The 18221-nt window shown below is 72.0% G+C and carries 19 protein-coding genes; 9 read left to right on the forward strand and 10 right to left on the reverse strand.

Annotated features, from left to right (window positions below):
- Nucleotides 1–289: 289 nt before the first annotated feature.
- The 5 genes from ACQP1S_RS28960 to ACQP1S_RS28980 all read right to left on the reverse strand — a co-directional run bounded on the left by ACQP1S_RS28960 (nt 290) and on the right by ACQP1S_RS28980 (nt 3806).
- The gene (locus ACQP1S_RS28960; RefSeq protein WP_091242495.1) at nt 290–610 is read right to left on the reverse strand and encodes a DUF1416 domain-containing protein; all 321 of its coding nucleotides are present in this window, start codon (nt 608–610) and stop codon (nt 290–292) included.
- Nucleotides 611–613: 3 nt separating this feature from the next.
- Nucleotides 614–1462 carry a sulfurtransferase gene (locus ACQP1S_RS28965; RefSeq protein ID WP_432900920.1) on the reverse strand — a complete coding sequence of 283 codons (849 nt, stop codon included), beginning with the start codon at nt 1460–1462 and terminating at the stop codon, nt 614–616.
- A 202-nt stretch (nt 1463–1664) separates the two neighbouring features.
- Entirely contained in the window at nt 1665–1793 is a 129-nt protein-coding gene (locus ACQP1S_RS28970; protein WP_342670712.1) for an Ms5788A family Cys-rich leader peptide, read from the reverse strand.
- 65 nt (nt 1794–1858) lie between these two features.
- A complete protein-coding gene (locus ACQP1S_RS28975) occupies nt 1859–2650 on the reverse strand; it encodes an LmeA family phospholipid-binding protein (RefSeq protein WP_432900922.1) in 792 nt (263 codons plus the stop codon).
- 109 nt (nt 2651–2759) lie between these two features.
- Nucleotides 2760–3806 carry a hypothetical protein gene (locus ACQP1S_RS28980; protein ID WP_432900925.1) on the reverse strand — a complete coding sequence of 349 codons (1047 nt, stop codon included), beginning with the start codon at nt 3804–3806 and terminating at the stop codon, nt 2760–2762.
- Nucleotides 3807–4080: 274 nt separating this feature from the next.
- Between ACQP1S_RS28980 and ACQP1S_RS28985 the strand changes: the two genes are divergently transcribed.
- From ACQP1S_RS28985 to pstB, 7 genes are all read left to right on the forward strand, one after another.
- On the forward strand, nt 4081–4797 hold the full coding sequence (locus ACQP1S_RS28985; protein WP_088643167.1) for a winged helix-turn-helix transcriptional regulator: 717 nt from the start codon (nt 4081–4083) through the stop codon (nt 4795–4797).
- 176 nt (nt 4798–4973) lie between these two features.
- Nucleotides 4974–5852, forward strand: a complete 879-nt coding sequence (locus ACQP1S_RS28990) for a polysaccharide deacetylase family protein (RefSeq protein WP_432900928.1) — start codon at nt 4974–4976, stop codon at nt 5850–5852.
- 158 nt (nt 5853–6010) lie between these two features.
- Nucleotides 6011–6937, forward strand: a complete 927-nt coding sequence (gene mshD / locus ACQP1S_RS28995; protein ID WP_432900931.1) for a mycothiol synthase — start codon at nt 6011–6013, stop codon at nt 6935–6937.
- A 391-nt stretch (nt 6938–7328) separates the two neighbouring features.
- Nucleotides 7329–8432, forward strand: coding sequence for a phosphate ABC transporter substrate-binding protein PstS (gene pstS / locus ACQP1S_RS29000; protein WP_432900933.1), 1104 nt, complete (start codon nt 7329–7331; stop codon nt 8430–8432).
- A gap of 44 nt (nt 8433–8476) precedes the next feature.
- Nucleotides 8477–9568 carry a phosphate ABC transporter permease subunit PstC gene (gene pstC / locus ACQP1S_RS29005; RefSeq protein ID WP_091242513.1) on the forward strand — a complete coding sequence of 364 codons (1092 nt, stop codon included), beginning with the start codon at nt 8477–8479 and terminating at the stop codon, nt 9566–9568.
- Nucleotides 9565–10653 carry a phosphate ABC transporter permease PstA gene (gene pstA / locus ACQP1S_RS29010; protein WP_432900936.1) on the forward strand — a complete coding sequence of 363 codons (1089 nt, stop codon included), beginning with the start codon at nt 9565–9567 and terminating at the stop codon, nt 10651–10653. The genes pstC and pstA overlap by 4 nt, the downstream gene beginning before the upstream one ends.
- A 17-nt stretch (nt 10654–10670) precedes the next feature.
- Entirely contained in the window at nt 10671–11447 is a 777-nt protein-coding gene (pstB, locus tag ACQP1S_RS29015) for a phosphate ABC transporter ATP-binding protein PstB (RefSeq protein WP_091242519.1), read from the forward strand.
- Nucleotides 11448–11495: 48 nt separating this feature from the next.
- On the opposite strand, the gene ACQP1S_RS29020 is transcribed toward pstB, so the two are convergent.
- A complete protein-coding gene (locus tag ACQP1S_RS29020; RefSeq protein WP_432900939.1) occupies nt 11496–12371 on the reverse strand; it encodes an NUDIX hydrolase in 876 nt (291 codons plus the stop codon).
- Between the two features lie 219 nt (nt 12372–12590).
- On the opposite strand from ACQP1S_RS29020, the gene ACQP1S_RS29025 reads away from it, so the two are divergent.
- On the forward strand, nt 12591–13559 hold the full coding sequence (locus tag ACQP1S_RS29025; protein WP_432900942.1) for a Gfo/Idh/MocA family protein: 969 nt from the start codon (nt 12591–12593) through the stop codon (nt 13557–13559).
- 98 nt (nt 13560–13657) lie between these two features.
- Here the strand turns inward: ACQP1S_RS29025 and ACQP1S_RS29030 are convergent, their stop codons facing one another.
- From ACQP1S_RS29030 to ACQP1S_RS29040, 3 genes are all read right to left on the reverse strand, one after another.
- A complete protein-coding gene (locus ACQP1S_RS29030; protein ID WP_363666034.1) occupies nt 13658–14662 on the reverse strand; it encodes an inorganic phosphate transporter in 1005 nt (334 codons plus the stop codon).
- 4 nt (nt 14663–14666) lie between these two features.
- Complete coding sequence (locus ACQP1S_RS29035) at nt 14667–15293, reverse strand: DUF47 domain-containing protein (protein ID WP_067311399.1); 627 nt, start codon at nt 15291–15293, stop codon at nt 14667–14669.
- 140 nt (nt 15294–15433) lie between these two features.
- Nucleotides 15434–16414 carry a PPK2 family polyphosphate kinase gene (locus ACQP1S_RS29040; RefSeq protein ID WP_432900946.1) on the reverse strand — a complete coding sequence of 327 codons (981 nt, stop codon included), beginning with the start codon at nt 16412–16414 and terminating at the stop codon, nt 15434–15436.
- 123 nt (nt 16415–16537) lie between these two features.
- On the opposite strand from ACQP1S_RS29040, the gene sigJ reads away from it, so the two are divergent.
- Nucleotides 16538–17509, forward strand: a complete 972-nt coding sequence (gene sigJ, locus ACQP1S_RS29045; RefSeq protein ID WP_432900948.1) for an RNA polymerase sigma factor SigJ — start codon at nt 16538–16540, stop codon at nt 17507–17509.
- Nucleotides 17510–17636: 127 nt separating this feature from the next.
- On the opposite strand, the gene ACQP1S_RS29050 is transcribed toward sigJ, so the two are convergent.
- Nucleotides 17637–18143 carry a DUF402 domain-containing protein gene (locus tag ACQP1S_RS29050; RefSeq protein WP_357896743.1) on the reverse strand — a complete coding sequence of 169 codons (507 nt, stop codon included), beginning with the start codon at nt 18141–18143 and terminating at the stop codon, nt 17637–17639.
- Nucleotides 18144–18221 lie beyond the last annotated feature (78 nt).

An 18221-nucleotide genomic window follows, 5' to 3' on the forward strand; every position in this document is an offset into this window, starting at 1 on the left:
TTTTCGGCTAAGTAGCGGCATCAGAGCGGGCAGATACCGCTACATCGCTGACAATGAGTTGATCATGGCACTTTGGCCGGACCCGGTCAGCACCGGTCAACCAGAGGGTCGCTACTCCGCCTGCTGTAGGCGCACACTCCTCGCTGCGGGCCGCAGGCCGCAGGCGGCGAGCGGCCGGGCGGCCGGGCTTGCCGGCCGAGCGGGTGCGACGGGGACGAGAGCGGGTGCGACGGCTCGGGGCCGGTCACCCTGGGTGGGGTGACCGGCCCCGGGCCGATCGATGCGTGGGTCAGGCCACCGTGACGGAGACCTCGTTGATGCCCCGGTTGGCGGTCACGGCGGTGTCGCCGTTGCCGTGCCGGGACAGCGCCCGCAGGGTCCAGTTGCCCGGCGCGGCGAAGAACCGGAACTGCCCGGTCGGGGAGGTGACCACCTCGGCGGTGAACTCACCGGTCGAGTCGAGCAGCCGGACGTACGCGCCTGCTACGGGCTCGCCCGACTCGGCCAGCACCTGGCCGGTGATGACGGTTTCCTTCTCCAGGTCCAGGCTGGCCGGCAGGGGCGCGGACTGGTCCGGCGCGGCGCAACCGGCGGCGGTGGGAGCAGTCATGGCTCAGGCCTCCCCGGGCTCGTCGCCGAGCGCCACCGGCACGCCGACCAGCGAGCCGTACTCGGTCCAGGAACCGTCGTAGTTCTTGACGTTGGGGTGGCCGAGCAGCTCCTGCAGGACGAACCAGCTGTGCGAGGAGCGCTCGCCGATCCGGCAGTAGGCGATGGTCTCCTTGCCGTCGTCCAGCCCGGCGTCGGCGTAGATCTTGCGCAGCTCGTCGTCGGACTTGAAGGTGCCGTCCTCGTTGGCCGCCTTGGACCACGGCACGCTGATCGCGGTCGGGATGTGCCCGGCCCGCTGCGCCTGCTCCTGCGGCAGGTGGGCGGGGGCCAGCAACCGGCCGGCGAACTCGTCGGGGCTGCGCACGTCGACCAGGTTCTTGGTGCCGATGGCGGCGACGACCTCGTCGCGGAACGCCCGGATCGAGGTGTCCGGCTCGCTCGCGACGTACTGGGTGGCCGGGCGGGTCACCGCGTCGTTGACCAGCGGGCGGGCGTCCAGCTCCCACTTCTTGCGACCGCCGTCGAGCAGCTTCACGTCGCGGTGGCCGTAGAGCTTGAAGTACCAGTACGCGTAGGCGGCGAACCAGTTGTTGTTGCCGCCGTAGAGGACCACGACGTCGTCGTTGCCGATGCCCCGCTCGGAGAGCAGCGCCTCGAACTGGGTCTTGTTGACGAAGTCCCGGCGGACCTGGTCCTGGAGGTCGGTCTTCCAGTCGAGCTTGATGGCGCCGGCGATGTGGCCGGTGTCATAGGCCGAGGTGTCCTCGTCGACCTCGACGAAGACGACGCCCGGAGCGTCGAGGTTCTTCTCGGCCCATTCGGCCGAGACGAGTGCGGTGTCGCGACTCATCAGATCACTCCCTGGTGATGATGGGTGGTGAGCCAGCGCGTTGGTGGAGACCGGTGATGTCGCACCACGCGCGGGACCCATAGAGGAACGGATCACGGGTTTGAGCGACGGCGCCGCTGCCGGGCGTTTCGGAGGGTGGGCACCGGAGGTCAGTGGAACCCCGGGCGCAATGGCCGCTGGGCGGCCGGAGACAGCCCCGCCGTCAGATGACGGAGCGACACAGGCAGGTGGCCACGCGGCACAGGTCGACCGCGCGCCGTTTGGTGAGGTGCGTCCCCATGGTGTCGGAGCCTACCAGCCGTCCCGGAGAGTGCCAGGGGCCGACCAACATACGGGACACCGCCCGGCCTGCCGGGGAGCCCCGGGGCCGGGCCGCGCCCAGAACTGAGCGGCGAGTCAGCTCGCCGAGTTGATCGGGACGTCCTTCGCGTCGGCGGTCACCGTCAGCCCCTCCGGGCGCGGCTCGACCTTGCGCACGTTGAGCTGGAACGGCAGCGCCGGCAGGGGCACGTCGACCGAGATGCCCCGGGCGTAGTTGTTCAGCAGGGTCCGGGCCAGCGGCACCGCCGGCAGCCCCTGGGCGTTCAGGTCGCTGAACTTCAGGGCCACCTTGCCGTTGTCGGCCACCGTCACGTCGGCGGTGCCGGTGACGGTGAGCTTCTGGCCGAGGATGTCGACCGGCGCGGTGACGGCCAGCTTGCCGTTCTGCTCGCCGAGCTTGAGCCCCGGCCGGTCCAGCAGCTTGGCCAGGCTGTCGTAGGTGACCGTGCCGGTGCCGGCCACCGTCTCGGCCACCACCTCACCCTGCCCCGAGCGGATGGTGTCCAGCGAGGCGCGCACGTTGCGGGCGTCCACGTCGAGCCGGGGCAGGCTGACCGCGTTGCCCTCCACGGAACCCTGCACGTCGGTCAGCACGATGGAGATCCGCTCGTACCGGCCGTCGACCACCTGGGTGAGGAACGGGAAGCCACCCACGTCCACCTGGGGTGGGGCGGAGCTGGCATTCTGCTTGGCGACCTCCTGCTGCACCTGGTCGGCAATGGCCCGCTCGGCCAGGCCGGCCGCCACCCGGTCGGCCACCACCAGCAGCCCGCCCAGGATCAGCACCAGGACGACCAGTACGACGAGCCACCTGCGCCCGCGCCGCCGGGGCCGCTCCTCGTACGTCTGCGCCACGCCCGTCTCCATCCGTCGCCGTCGCGGTCACGCGACGTGCCGTCATCGATGCCGCCGTCGCGGCGCACCGCTACTACCCGAGCGCCGTCGCGCCCAATCGCCGTCGCGCGTCCCGCCGCCGTCAGAGGAAGAGCACACACATGGCGTACGCCGCCGGAGCGGCCAACGCGAAGCCGCCCAGCGGACCCTGCATGTGCCGGGCGATCCACATGGTGGGCGGTTCGCCGGCCATCAACCGGCCTGCCTCGGCGTAGCCGACGGCGAGGTCGGCCAGCACGGCGGTGGCCGCGGTGACCAGCCCGATCAGCGCGGCGCTGGTCGGCGTGAAGCCCACCAGGTAGCTGCCGAGCAGGGCGCTGGTGAGGGTGCCGACCATCGCGCCGACGACCACCCCGGCGGCGCCCCGGGGCACCTGCGGCGCCAGCCGGGGCCAGGCCAGCACGGCGTCGGTGAGCCGGGCCACGGTGAGCGCGACGCCGGTGGCGACCAGGCAGACGGTGATCGCCTGGGTGCCGGCGGGAATCCGGCTGAGCGTAATCAGGGTGGCGAACGCCACCACGCCCACCACGATCAGCAACGTGGTGCCGAGCGAGTCGGTCACCCGGACCCGGTCCACCCGGCGGACGAGCTGACCGAGCACGCCGAGCAGGAAGCCGCCCAGCGCCACGAACCCGAGCGGGGCCAACCCGGCGACGTCGGTCTGCACGGCGGCGACGTCCGCCGCCGCGGCGACCACGCCGCTGGTCAGCGCGACCAGCAGCAGCGCGGGCGGGCGCATGGCCATCGTCCAGGCCAGCACGAAGAGCAGTTGGACGCCGAACACGATGATCGCGAACGGCAGCCGGTGTCCGGGGCCGGCGGTCTGCGCACCGAGCACCAGGCCGACGCCGAGTAGCGCGGCGAAGCCGGCGACGGTCAGCGAGAGCGGCCGGCGCACCTCGACCGGCTCGATCGGCTCCTCGTCCGGCTCGACGTCGTCATCCTCGCTGCGGCGCGGCTGACCGCCCTTGCGGAACCGGCGCGGGCCGCGCTCGCGTCGGTTCCCGGCGTCGTCGGCCGGGGCGGGGCGGGGCTCGGGTGCGGGTCCGCCTGCCGGGCCGGCGGGCCCGTCGGGGGCGCCGTCGGCCCACGGGTCACGGCCGGTCTCGGGCGAGGTGGAGGGAAACACGCCCCGATCGTGCCAGACCGACGGGCTTCGGCGGGGATCACGTGGGCTCCCGGCGGGGATCACGGTTTCGGTCACGTTAAAACCTGGGTGGTGATCACGGGCAGATCCGACAAACAGGAAAGGACGCCGAGGTGACGACGGAGCAATCGGTTACGCTCAAGCCGTTACCCGCCCGTCAGCGACGCCGGGACCCACGCAAGTTCTCAGCGCCCCGCCCACCGGCGGGGCAGCTGGTCGCGTGCGGCCATTGAGCCGCCGGGACGGAGGTGATCGTGTGGAGCTCCTGCTGCTGGTGACCGCGCGTGCAGGTGAGCCCTCGGCGGTGCTGCCGGCACTCGACCTGTTGCCGCATTCGGTGCGTACCGCGCCGCGTGACGTCCGCACCCTGGTTTCCGGGCCCAGCCCGGACGCGGTGCTGGTCGACGCCCGGTCTGAGTTGAGTGAGGCCAGGGCCACCTGTCGGATGCTGCACGCCACCGGCCTGGGCGTGCCGCTGGTCGCGGTGGTCACCGAGGCCGGCCTGATCGCCCTGAACGCCGACTGGGGCGTGGACGACGTGATCCTGGCCGGAGCGGGCCCCGCCGAGGTGGAGGCCCGGCTGCGGCTCGCGGTGGGCCGGCTGAGCAACGCCACCTCCGGGGCCGGCGGTTCGATCCGGGCCGGCGAACTGAACATCGACCCGGACACCTACGCGGCCAAGCTCAAGGGCCGGCCGCTCGACCTCACCTACAAGGAGTTCGAGCTGCTGAAGTTCCTGGCCCAGCACCCGGGCCGGGTGTTCACCCGGGACCAGTTGCTCCGCGAGGTCTGGGGCTACGACTACTTCGGCGGCACCCGCACGGTGGACGTGCACGTCCGACGGCTGCGGGCCAAGCTCGGCTCGGAGTACGAGTCGATGATCGGTACGGTCCGCCAGGTGGGCTACAAGTTCGTGGTCCCGCCGTCGTCCCGGTCGCTGCCGGAGTCCGAGCCCGCGCCGCTGCCGGTCTGATCCCGATCGACAGCACCGCACCCTAGAAGGACTATTTCCGATACGCCCCTTTTGCACCTGTTGCCGGCTTTAGTCTTACTGCCGGAATCAGCAGGCGTGAAAGGGGCGACGGTGCGTGCACTGACCACGGGGGCGACGAGAGGGCCGTCCCGCGATCCGGACCGGTGGGGACGCTGATGCGCACCCGGTCGACCAGCGGGACCGTCGGCGTCGTCACCCTGGTGCTGGCCGCCCTGCTCGGGTCCGCGTACGCGCTCGGGCGCAGCATGACCCCGGCCACACCCCGGCAACCGATCGGCGCGTCGGCGCAGATCGACGGCGCCCAGTACGGCGAGCAACCCGCCGACCCGGCCGCCCCGCACACCGATCCGGACGGCACCCGCCCCGACGGGGGCACCCCCACCACCGGGGCCGACCCGGACGCCCCGCAGCCGGCCAGCGACGGTGACGGCCCGTTCGGCAGCCACGCCAGCACCGGTACTCCCGAGGTCGCGCTGACCTTCGACGACGGACCCGACCCGACGTACACCCCGCAGGTGCTGGAGGTGCTGCGCGCGTACGGGGTCAAGGCGACGTTCTGCGTGGTCGGCGAGAACGCCCAGGACCACCCGGACCTGGTCCAGGCGATCGTGGCCGACGGGCACACCCTCTGCAACCACTCGTGGCACCACGACGTGCTGCTCGGCAAGCGCTCCCCCGCCCTGATCCGGGCCGACCTGATCCGGACCAACGACGCCATCCACGCCGCCGTGCCGGACGCCCGGATCAGCTACTTCCGGCAGCCCGGCGGGGCTTGGACGTACCCGGTGGTGTCGGTCGCCGAGGGGCTGGGGATGACCCCGCTGCACTGGACCGTCGATCCCAACGACTGGCAGGTCCCCGGTGCCGCGAAGATCACCACGACGGTCACCCGGGACACCGGGCCGGGCGCGATCGTGCTCATGCACGACGCCGGTGGCGACCGGCAGGGCACCGTGGACGCGCTGCGCCGGCTCCTGCCCGAACTCGTCAGCCGATTCCGGCTGGAGGCGTTGCCGGTCAACGGGGCCAACTGAGCCGACCGGGGCCCGCAGCGCCGTCGCCGGCCGGCAGACCGGACGGGCCGGGGACGAACAGGACCGGGCAGGTCGGAGGGCCGACAGAACCGGGCAGGTCGGGGGCGGACAGGACCGGGCGGGCTGGACGAGCGCGCGGAGCCGACTACGGTGACGGGATGAGCAGCGGCGAGTCGACGACCGACCGGTTGGCCCAGAGCGACCGGCTCACCCCGGCCGAGGTGACCGAGGTGCTGGCCCTGGCCCGGTTCGCGGGCGACACCGACGGTGCCGACCCCTTCGACGAGCACACCCTGCTGCGGCTGCGCGACCCGCAGGCGTCGGCCCGGCACCTGACGGCCCGCGCCACCGACGGCACCCTGACCGGGTACGCCCACCTGGACACCACCGACCCGACGTCCGGCGTCGGGGTGGAGTTGGTGGTGCGCCCGGGTTTCCGGCGGCGGGGCACCGGACGGGCGCTGGCCCGGGGCGTACTCGCGGCGGCTCCCGGCCCGGTGCGGGCCTGGGCGCACGGTGATCACCCGTCCGCCGCGGCGCTCGCGGTCGACCTGGGCCTCACGCGGGCCCGGGTGCTCTGGCAGTTGCGTCGGTCGCTGACCGACCCGGTCTCGCCGCCCCGCCTGCCCGACGGGGTGACGCTGCGCTCCTTCCGCCCCGGCGAGGACGACGACGCCTGGCTCGCCGTCAACGCCCGCGCCTTCGCCGAGCACCCGGAGCAGGGCCGGTGGACCGCCGACGACCTGCGGGCCCGACTGGCCGAGCCGTGGTTCGACCCGGCCGGTTTCCTGCTCGCCGTCGACTCCCCGGGCGGACGGCTGCGCGGTTTCCACTGGACCAAGGTGCACGAACGGCCGGGCGCGGCCCGGATCGGCGAGGTCTACGTGGTGGGGGTGGACCCGGACGCGCACGGTGGCGGTCTGGGGCGGGCCCTCACCACCGCCGGGCTGGCGTACCTGCGGGACCAGCGCGGGCTGGACCGGGTGATGCTCTATGTCGACGAGTCGAACACCGCCGCCGTTTCGCTCTATGAACGGCTCGGCTTCGCCCGCTGGTGCGGGCACGTCAACTACCACCTGGGCTGAGACTCCCCCGGCCATGGCCGGGCTGATCGACTCCCCCGGCAACGGCCGGACTGATCACGACGGGCCGTGACCCTGCTCCGCCCCGACCTACCGGCCGGCCGGCTCCGCCGGGGCGACCGGCGGTCTCCGTGCGGTAACGGCGGGGCCACGCCAGGATAACGGCTGCCCGGATATATCGCATCAATGCGGATACTGGGACGGCAGTTCACCTAACGGACAACCCTCCCTCAGGCAGCGGTCACCTTTCCGGCCGGGGCTGTTCATGCCCCGTTCACTTCCGACCGGCGAACCGTCTACCTGGCACTTCTAGCTTTCGTGTCAGCCGGTCAGCGCCGGCACTCGGGCCCCAATCCGGGCGACCTGACCAAAGACGTGAAGGGAAACCCCTCAGGTGAAGCTCCAGCGGCACGGCGCCATTGCCTGCCTCGCTCTTACCGCGGTCCTCGGCCTCAGCGCCTGCGGCTCGGACAACAACGAGCCGGCCAGCGCCTCCGCCTCCGGTTCGGCCAGCGCGGCCGACTGTGGCAAGGGCACCCTGAACGCGCAGGGATCCTCCGCGCAGAAGAACGCCATGGCTGAGTGGATCAAGGCCTACCAGCAGAAGTGCGGCGGCACCACGATCAACTACGAGTCCACCGGTTCGGGCGCGGGCGTCCAGGCGTTCATCGCCGGCACCGCCGACTTCGCCGGCTCCGACTCCGCCCTCAAGCCGGAGGAGCAGCCGCAGGCCGACGCCAAGTGCACCGGTGGCGCGGCGCTCAACCTGCCGATGGTGATCGGCCCGGTCTCGGTCGTCTACAACGTCGGCGGCCTGGACAACCTCCAGCTCAAGCCGGCCACCCTGGCGCAGATCTTCGCCGGCAAGGTCACCAAGTGGGACGACCCGGCCATCAAGGCCGACAACCCGGACGCCAAGCTGCCCGCCGCCGCGATCCAGACGGTGCACCGCTCGGACGAGTCGGGCACCACCGACAACTTCACCAAGTACCTGTCCAAGACCGCCGCGACGGACTGGACCTTCGGCAACAACAAGGCGTGGAAGGCCCCCGGCGGGCTCGGCGCCCCCAAGTCCGACGGCGTCGCCGCCAAGGTCAAGAGCACCGAGGGCACGATCAGCTACGTCGAGTGGTCGTACGCCGAGAACTCCGGTCTGAAGAAGGCCAAGGTGCAGAACGGCGCCGGCGAGTACACCGAGCTGACCGCCGAGTCGGCCGGCAAGACCATCGCCGGGGCCAAGATCGAGGGCCAGGGCGACGACCTCAAGATGTCGATCGACTACGCCACCAAGGAGGCCGGGGCGTACCCGATCGTCCTGGTGACCTACGAGATCGTGTGCAGCAAGGGCACCGCCGCCGACAAGCTGCCGCTGATCAAGGGCCTGCTGGGCCACGCCGCCAGCACCGAGGGCCAGGCCGAGCTGGTGGAGCTGGGCTACGCCCCGCTGCCCGACTCGGTCCGTACCAAGGTCGAGGCTGCGGTCAAGAACCTCGGCTGACCGTCCGAGCGACAACACCTCCTCAAGTCGAAGCGAGCGAGCAGATGGGTGAAACCCCTCACCGCTCGGCACACGCCGGCACCGGCGGGCATCCCGTGACCCAGGGTCACGAGCGGTCCGCCGGTGCCTCGGCGCGTGTTGCCGAGGCACCAGTCAGCCTCCGTACCCCCGATGACGACCATGGCCTGGGCGGAGGCGGCGGGCTGCCCCGGGCCCGCGCGTTCGGCGCGGAACGGGCGTTCCGTGGCCTGACCCTGGCCGCCGGCGTCACCGTGCTGGTCATCATCGCGGCCATCGCGGTCTTCCTGATCGCCAAGGCCGTCCCGGCGCTGCGGGCCAACAGTGCGAACTTCTGGACCTTCGAGGGCTGGTTCCCCAACGACGATCCCGCCACGTTCGGCATCGGCGCGCTCGCCTTCGGCACCCTGCTCACCGCCCTGTTGGCGCTGCTGATCGCGGTGCCGGTGGCGCTGGGCATCGCCCTCTACCTGTCCCACTACGCGCCGCGTCGGCTCGGCACCGCCCTGGGCTTCGTGATCGACCTGCTGGCCGCCGTGCCGAGCGTGGTGTTCGGCCTGTGGGGGCGGGACTACTTCGTCGGGCCGGTCGCCGACCTGTCGGCCTGGCTGCACACGTACTTCGGCTGGATCCCGATCTTCGGCGACGGCCCGTACGGCAACTCGATCCTGCTCGGCTCGCTGGTCCTGGCGATCATGGTGCTGCCGATCATCACCTCGCTCTCCCGCGAGGTGTTCCTCCAAACCCCGACCGCCAACGAGGAGGCCGCCATCGCGCTGGGGGCCACCCGCTGGGAGATGCTGCGTACGGCGGTGCTGCCGTACGGCCGGCCGGGCATCATCGCCGCCGTCATGCTCGGCCTCGGGCGGGCGCTCGGCGAGACCATCGCGCTCGCGCTGACCCTCGGCTCGACGTACGCTATCTCGTTCAACATCCTCGCCAACGGCGGCAACAGCATCGCCGCGAACATCGCCAACCGGTTCGCGGAGGCCAACGAGACCGGTCGGGGCGCGCTCATCGCCTCCGGCCTGGTGCTCTTTGCGATCACGCTGATCGTCAACATCACCGCGCGGGCGATCATCTACCGCCGCCGCGAGTTCACGGAGTCGGCCGCATGACCACGACGCTCACCCCCCGCCGTTCCCGCCCGCCGGCCCAGCCGGACAGCCTGCGGGCCAGGCGACTACCCGGGTACGCCGCCCCCGCCCTGGCGGTGCTGGCCCTGCTGGTCTCCGCCGGCATCGTCTACGGCGTCGACCTCGGCGGCCCGGTCCTGGTCGTGGTGTTCGGCGTACTGCTCTATCTGGCCGGGCTGTTCACCGCCGCCAACGCGGTGGAGGGCCGCCGGTCGGCCCGTAACCGGGTCTGGAGCGCCCTGATCCACTCCGCCCTGGTGCTGGCCGTGCTGCCGCTGGCCTCGGTGGTGTGGACGCTGGCCAGCAAGGGCACCGCCCGGCTCGACGGCGACTTCTTCGGCAGCTCGATGAACAACATCGGGGCCCGCGACGCCAACGGCGGCGCGTACCACGCCATCGTCGGCACCCTGCAGCAGGTCGGCATCGCCACCGCGATCACCGTCCCGCTCGGCGTGCTCTGCGCGATCTACATCGTCGAGTACGGGCGCGGCCGGTTCGCCTTCGCCATCCGGTTCTTCGTCGACGTGATGACCGGCATCCCGTCCATCGTCACCGGCCTGTTCGTGCTGGCCTTCTGGGTGCTGATCGTGTCGCCGTGGTTCAACGACGGCCGGCCCAGCTTCTCCGGCTTCGCCGCCGCGCTCGCGTTGAGCGTGCTGATGCTGCCGACGGTGGTCCGCTCCACCGAGGAGATGCTGCGCCTGGTCCCCCCGCCGCTGCGCGAGGGGGCGTACGCCCTGGGCGTACCGAAGTGGAAGACCATCCTGCGGGTGGTGCTGCCCACCGCGCTGCCCGGCATCGTCACCGGCATCATGCTCTCCATCGCGCGAGCCGCCGGGGAGACCGCCCCGGTGCTGCTCGTCGCCGGCGGTGGTGCGGCGATCAACTTCAACCCGTTCGAGAACAACCAGTCCTCGCTGGCCCTCTTCGTCTACCAGCAGGCCGGCGAGGCCTCGAAGTACTCGCCGGCACGGGCCTGGACGGCGGCGTTGACCCTGGTCGTCCTCGTGCTCGTCCTCACCGTCGCCGCGAAGCTGCTGGCCCGCCGCAACCGGCTCGGCCGATGAACCCCGGAGGTACCACCATGGCCAAGCGCATCGACGCCACCGACGTGACCGCCTACTACGGCGGTTTCAAGGCGATCGAGAACATCAACCTGACGGTCGAGCCGAAGACGGTCACCGCCCTGATCGGCCCGTCCGGCTGCGGCAAGTCGACCTTCCTGCGCTCGATCAACCGGATGCACGAGGTGCTGCCGGGCGCCCGGGTCGAGGGCAGCCTGACCATCGACGGCCAGGACGTCTACCACCGGGACGTCGACGTGACCGCCGTCCGCCGCATGATCGGCATGGTCTTCCAGCGCCCCAACCCGTTCCCCACCATGAGCATCTTCGAGAACGTGGTGGCCGGGCTGCGGCTCAACGGGGTCCGCAAGAAGTCCATCCTGGACGAGGCGGCCGAGCGTGCGCTGCGCTCGGCGAACCTGTGGGACGAGGTCAAGGACCGCCTCGGCAAGCCCGGCGCGGGTCTGTCCGGCGGTCAGCAGCAGCGGCTCTGCATCGCCCGGACCATCGCCGTCGAGCCGCAGGTGGTGCTGATGGACGAGCCCTGCTCGGCGCTGGACCCGATCTCGACGCTCGCCATCGAGGACCTGATGTTCCAGCTCAAGGACAAGTTCACCATCATCATCGTCACCCACAACATGCAGCAGGCCGCCCGGGTCTCCGACCGCACCGCCTTCTTCTCGATCGAGAAGACCGGCGACCCCGGCCGGCTCATCGAGTACGACAACACCCAGAAGATCTTCAGCAACCCCAGCCAGAAGAAGACCGAGGACTACATCACCGGCCGCTTCGGCTGACCCCTGCCCCGCCCCTGCGCGGGCCGGGGCGGGCCGCGTGAACGCGGGTCAGGTGAGGGTGAAGTGGGGGGTGCCGTTCTCCGGAACGTGCAGGCGGGGGGTCACCGGGGTGGCCGCGTCCCGGGTGGCCGAGGCGCGGGCCACCGCAGCCAGCGCACCGGCACCGGCCAGGTCACCGGCGGCGGCCACCTCGGTCAGGGTGACCAGGGTGGGCGGGAGCATGGTCAGCTCACCGGCCCGCGCGCGGGCCAGCGCGTCCACCGGGCGGACCCACATGGTGTGGTCGGCCTCGCCGGACACGTCCCGGGTCCGCTGCCCCTCCGGCAGCAGGGCGACGAAGAAGTACGTGTCGAAGCGGCGCGGCTCGAACTCCGGGGTGATCCACCGGCTCCACGGCAGCAGCAGGTCGGACCGGAGGGTGAGCTGCCGCTCGGCGAGCAGCCCGGCGAAACCCCGACGACGTGCCTCCAGATCCTGCCGTGCACTTTCCCAGTCGTCGCCGCTGACGTCACCCACCACCGCGCCGCCGACAGCATCCCCCACCGTGCCGCCGCCGGGGCCGGCCAGCAGCACGCCGGCCTCCTCGAAGACCTCCCGTGCGGCGGCGCACACCACCGCCTGGGCGGCGTCGGGCGTGACACCCAGCCGTCCCGCCCAGGCCGCCGGGTCGGGACCGGCCCAGTCCAGGTGCGCCTCCGAGTCCGACGGATCGACACCACCGCCGGGGAAGGCGTACACCCCGCCGAAGGCCATCGCGGCGACCCGGCGGATGACGTACACCTCGAAGTCGGTGCCGGCCGGGCGGAGCAGCAGCACGGTGGCCGCGACCCGGGGCGGGGCTGGGGTGCCGCCCTCGGCGTGGAACCGGCGGGCGTGCTCGACCAGCGCCGGCGGGGCGGGGAAACCGGAACTGTCGATCGTCATGCGCCGAGCCTAGTCCCGCCGGACGGACCCACCCCCTCCGCCGACAACCGCCGGCAGGCGGCCGGCAGGAAGCGGACGGGCAGCGGGCGGTGGGCAGAGCAGGTGACGGGCAACGGGCGGTGGGCAGGGGACAGGCAGCGGGCGGTGGGCAGGGGGCGGGCAGCGGGGGTGGCGGGGCACGTGGGCAGGGAACAGGGGGCGGCGGGTTAGCGTGAGCGCATGACACGTTGGGGGATTCTGTCCACCGGCCACATCGCCGGCCGGTTCGCCGAGGACCTACGGCTGGTGCCGGGGGCCGAACTGGTCGCGGTCGGCTCACGTACGACGGAGAGCGCCGAGGCGTTCGCCACCCGGTACGGTGCCGAGCGGGCGTACGGCTCCTGGGCCGAGCTGTCCGCCGACGACGGGCTGGACGCGATCTACGTGGCCACCCCGCACGCCGCCCACCACGAGGCCGCCCGGGTCTGCCTGGAGGCCGGCCGGGCGGTGCTGTTGGAGAAGCCGTTCACCCTCGACCTGGCCACCAGCACCGAGCTGGTCGAGCTGGCGCGGGCCCGGGGGGTCTTCCTGATGGAGGCCATGTGGATGCGGTGCAACCCGCTGATCCTGCGCCTGGTGGAGCTGGTCCGGGGCGGGGCGATCGGCGAGGTGACCAGCGTCCGGGCGGACTTCGGGGTGGCCGGGCCGTTCCCGCCGGAGCACCGGATGCGTAATCCGGCCCTGGGCGGCGGCGCGCTGCTGGACCTGGGCGTCTATCCGGTGAGCCTGGCCCACCTGCTGCTCGGTGTGCCGCAGCACGTGCAGGCCTGGGCCAAGCTGAGCCCGGAGGGGGTGGACGAGAACACCGGCATCGTCCTCGGGTACGACTCGGGCGCGGTCGCCACGCTGGGCTGCGGCATGGTCGGGGCGACCCCGCTGACCGCCGCGATCACCGGCACCACCGGCCGGATCGAGCTGCCCGAGCCGTTCTTCCGCCCCGGCTCCGCGGTGCTGCACCGCACCGACGCCGAGCCGGAGACGCTCACCGACGACCCGGCCGGCGGCGGTTACCAGTACGAGGCCGCCGAGGTGCAGCGCTGTCTGGCGGCCGGGCTGACCGAGAGCCCGCTCGTGCCGCACGCCGTCACCCTGGAGGTGATGGCCCTGCTGGACGACATCCGGGCCCGGATCGGAGTCGACTACGCCTGAACAGACAGCGGGAGGGGCACCCCGGCACCGCGCGGTGCGGTGACGGGGTGCCCCTCCCGACCAGGTCAGGTACCCCTCGGGTCACCTTCCCGCAACGGTCAGAACAGCGGACGGACCACCAGGTAGGTCAGGCAGGCGATCAGCGCGGCGGCCGGGAAGGTGATGACCCAGGCGAGCACGATGTTGCCGGCCACGTTCCAGCGGACCGCGGAGAGCCGCTTGGTGGCGCCCACCCCCATGATCGCCGAGGTGATCGTGTGGGTGGTGGAGATCGGGGCCTTGAGCACCAGGGCGTTGAAGTAGAGCACCGCGCTGGCCACGGTCTCGGCGGCGAAGCCCTCCGGCGGCCCCAGATCGATGATCTTTCGACCGAGGGTCCGGATGATCCGCCATCCACCGGCGTACGTGCCGAGCGCCAGCATGGTCGCCGAGGTCCAGAAGACCCAGCCCGGGATGTGCGTCTTGTCGTCCTGGAAACCGCCGGTGTAGAGGGCCAGCACCACGATGCCCATGGTCTTCGCGGCGTCCTGCATGCCGTGGCCGACCGACATGGCCGCCGCCGAGGCGGTCTGCGCCCAGCGGAAGCCCCGGTTGAGCCTGCCCGGCTGCCCCTTACGGAACGCCCACAGGATGGCCAGCATCAGCAGATAGCCGAGGGTGAGGCCGACGATCGGCGACAGGATCATCGGCAGGATGACCTTCTCGCCGATGGTGACCCACTGCACGACGCCGCCGGCGGAGAGCAGGGTCGCCCCGACCAGCCCACCGAAGAGGGCGTGCGAGGACGACGACGGCAGGCCGAAGTACCAGGTGATCAGGTTCCAGGCGATCGCGCCGAGCACCCCGGCGAAGACCACTCCGAGGCTGCCCACCCCGGTGGGCAGGGTGACCAGGCCGTCGCCGACGGTCTTGGCCACGCCGGCGCCGAAGTGCGCGCCGACGAAGTTGCCGACCGCGGCGAGGCCCAGGGCGATCCGGGGGGTCAGCGCCCGGGTGGAGACGCTTGTCGCGATCGCGTTGGCGGCGTCGTGGAAGCCGTTGGTGTAGTCGAACGCCAGGGCCACCGCGATCACCGCCAGCACGGCGATGAGTTCGGGACTCACAGGCTCAGGACTCCTTGACCGCGATGGTCTCGACGGTGTTCGCCACGTGCTCGAAGGCGTCGCAGGCGGCCTCCAGCTCGTCGGCGACCTCCTTCATCTTCAGCACGGTCAGCGCGTCGTACTCGCCGGAGAAGAGCCGGACCAGCAGCATCCGGTACGCCTGGTCACCGTCGTTCTCCAGCCGGTTGCACTCGATCCAGTAGTCCTCGAGATCCTTCATCGACTTCAGCCGGGGCATCGCCTCCGCCGTCAGCTTCGCCTGGAGGTCGAGCACGTTGACCAGCTCGTGCAGCTCGCGCGGGAGCGACGGGAGCTTGGTGAGGCCGTAGAGGTAGAGCAGGTTGCCGACCGCCTCCAGGTGGTCCATCACGTCGTCGAGCAGCGAGCCCAGCCGGTAGATGTCCTCCCGGTCGAACGGGGTGATGAAGGTGGAGTTGATCTTCTTGTAGAGATCGTGGGTGATCTGGTCGCTGTCGTGCTCGACCTCGGTCAGCCGCTCGCTGACCGACTGGACGTCGACGCCGGGCAGGGCCAGCTCGTTGAGCAGCTCCGTGCCCTTCACCAGGTTCTGCGCGGCCCTGGTGAAGAGCTCGTAGAAAGCGCCCTCGGTGGGACGGAAGGAAAACTTCACAGCACGGACCTCGTCGTGTCGGTGGAAGGGTGGCCGCCGCCCCAGGGGGCGTCCGCTGATGCATGCTAGGTACCGCACCGGAGTGGGTCTCCGCCGGCCCACCCCTGGTCAGACCCGATTCACCGGTCGTTCATCTGTTGTTAACCTCGGCCGTCACCGCCGCCACTCGACAACCGCTGGCGCTCCCGTTCCACGTCGAAACCGGCAGCCGGATACCCGAGATCAAGACCCTCGAACGTCTCCCGCAGCAGGTGCGCCACCGCCCAGTCCCGGTACCACTTGCGGTCCGCCGGCACCAGGAACCAGGGCGCGGCGTCCGTGTCGCACCGCCCCAGCGCCTCCGCGTACGCGGCCTGGTAGTCGTCCCAGCGGGCCCGGGAGTCGAGATCGCTCGGCTGGTACTTCCAGTGCTTCGTCGGGTCGGTCAACCGCTCCGACAACCGCCGCGCCTGCTCGTCCGGGGAGATGTGCAGCATCACCTTCACCAGGGTCACGCCCCCGTCGGTCAGCTCCCGCTCGAACGCGTTGATCCGGTCGTACCGGGCCCGCCAGGTCTCCTCCGGCACCAGCGCGTCGACCCGGGCCACCAGCACGTCCTCGTAGTGCGAACGGTTGAAGACCCCGACGTACCCGGGTGGGGGCAACGCCCGGCGGATCCGCCACAGGAAGTCGTGCCGCAACTCCTGCCGGGTCGGCGGGCCGAACGAGCGGATGTGCAGGCCGAGCGGGTTCATCGCGCCGGCCACCCGCTTCACGGTGCCGTCCTTGCCCCCGCAGTCCATCGCCTGGAGCACCAGCAGCAGCCGCCCCGGCCGCCCCGGCCGCAGCTTCGACCCGCCACCGGTCGGGGCCGAGGTGGGCGCGTCCGGCCCACCGGCCGCCTTGGCGGTGGCGAAGAGCATCTCCTGCTGCCGGGCCAACCCCGCACCGATCAGCTCGACCTGCCGGCGGGCCCACGGCTTGCGGTCCTTCCCGCCGCCCGCCGCCGCCGGCAGTCCCGGGGTGGACCGGGGATCGACCGCCCCCAGGTCGATCGGCTTACCACCCGGGGACACCCGCAACAACTCCCGCACCGTCGCACCCTCGGGTACGACGATCTCCGTCTCCTCGTCTGTGCGCATCCCCCGATCCTCGCCCACCGCCGCACCGCCCGCCCGCCGAGCCGGCACCGGGCTGTCACCTTTGCCGGTGGCGGGACGTCCGGTGGGTGGGGAGAATCCGGTCGTACCCCGGGGAGGTTTGTGGTGACGGTGGACCTGGTGGCGGAGTTCGAGGCGGAACGCGGGCGGCTGACCGCGGTGGCCCACCGGATGCTCGGCAGCCGCAGCGAGGCGGAGGACGCCGTCCAGGAGACCTGGCTGCGCTACGCCGGGGCGCTCGCCGATCCGCAGCGCCGGGCCGAAATCCGGCACCTGGGCGGCTGGCTCACCACCACCTGCGCCCGGATCTGCCTCGACGTGCTCCGCTCGGCCCGGGTCCGTCGCGAGACGTACCCGGGGCAGTGGCTGCCGGAGCCGGTGGTCACGCCGTGGGACGGCGGCGTGCCGGCACCGGACGGCTTCGCCCCCGACCCGGCCGACCGGGCGGTCCGGCGCGACCTGCTCGGCACCGCCCTGCTGGTCGTCCTGGAACGGCTCAGCCCCGAGCAACGGGTCGCCTTCGTCCTGCACGACGTGTTCGCGGTGCCGTTCGCCCGGATCGCCGAGGTGCTGGCGAGCACCCCCGAGGCGGCCCGCCAGCACGCCTCCCGGGCCCGCCGGGTGGTCACCGCCACCGACGTGCCCCGGCATACCGCCGACCCGGCCGAGCAGCGCAGGGTGCTGGCCGCGTTCGCCGCCGCGACCGAGTCCGGCGACCTCGACGCGCTGGTCCGGGTGCTCGCCCCGGACGTGGTGCTGATCGGCGACGGCGGCGGGCACTTCCCGACGGCCCGGCGACCGATCGTCGGCGTCGACCCGGTGGCCCGCTTCCTGCTCGGCCTCTTCACCCGGGCCGGCCGGTACGGCCAGCACCTGCGGGCCGCACCGGTGCTGGTGGACGGGGTGCTCGGCCTGCACCTGGAGACCGCCGCACCCGACGGCCGGCTGCTGCGGATGGTCACCGGGTTCGCCGTGCACGACGGCCGGATCAGCGGGCTGTTCCACCAGCTCAACCCGGACAAGCTCCACCTGCTGCCCGACCTCGCCCCCGACGCCACCTGGCCGCCCCGCTGGTGACCGGTCCCGCCCCGCCGCGACCGCACCCACCGGCCGGACCACGCCGACCCGCCCAGGCCGCACCACGCCTACCGGGGCCGGGCCGCTCCCGTCGGTCGGACCAGCCGGGTCACCACCGGCCGCCGGGTCAGACCACCAGGGCCAACCACTTGCGGTAGGCGGAGGCGAACGGCTCGGTGCCGTCGCCGAGGGCGGTGAGCAGCCGAGCCGCCGCCGCCTGCGCCTGCGCCACCACCTCGTCCGGATAGCCGAACCGGACCCGGTGCTCGGCGAACTCGTCCTCGTCGCGCAACTCCACCAGGCCGGTGCTCCGGCGGCGCACCACGTCCAGGTCGAGGTCGATCAAGTGCACGGTGTCGTCACCCTCCCAGCGGGCCGGGGTGGCGATGTCGCAGTAGACCTCGCTGGTCCGCGGCGGCGGGTTGAACATGCCCGTCCACCAGGCCCGGTGCGGCACCAGCAGGACGAAGGGAATCTGCTCCACCGAGGGCCGGCCGTGGTAGACCGACGCGGTGCCCTCGGTCACCCCCAGCCACACCCCGAGGTCGTCCTCGGCCAACCGACGGGCCGGGTAGTCGCGATGGGCGCTGCCGTCGTACTTGCGGTAGATCACACGGACCACGTCGCTCGGCATGAGTCGCACCCTAGCCGATTCCGCCCACTCGTCGCCGCAGGGAGTTGAACGGTCCGGGGTGGCGACAATCCGGACGGT

The sequence above is a fragment of the Micromonospora matsumotoense genome (assembly GCF_050951065.1).
In the GTDB taxonomy this organism is placed as follows: Bacteria; Actinomycetota; Actinomycetes; order Mycobacteriales; family Micromonosporaceae; genus Micromonospora; species Micromonospora matsumotoensis.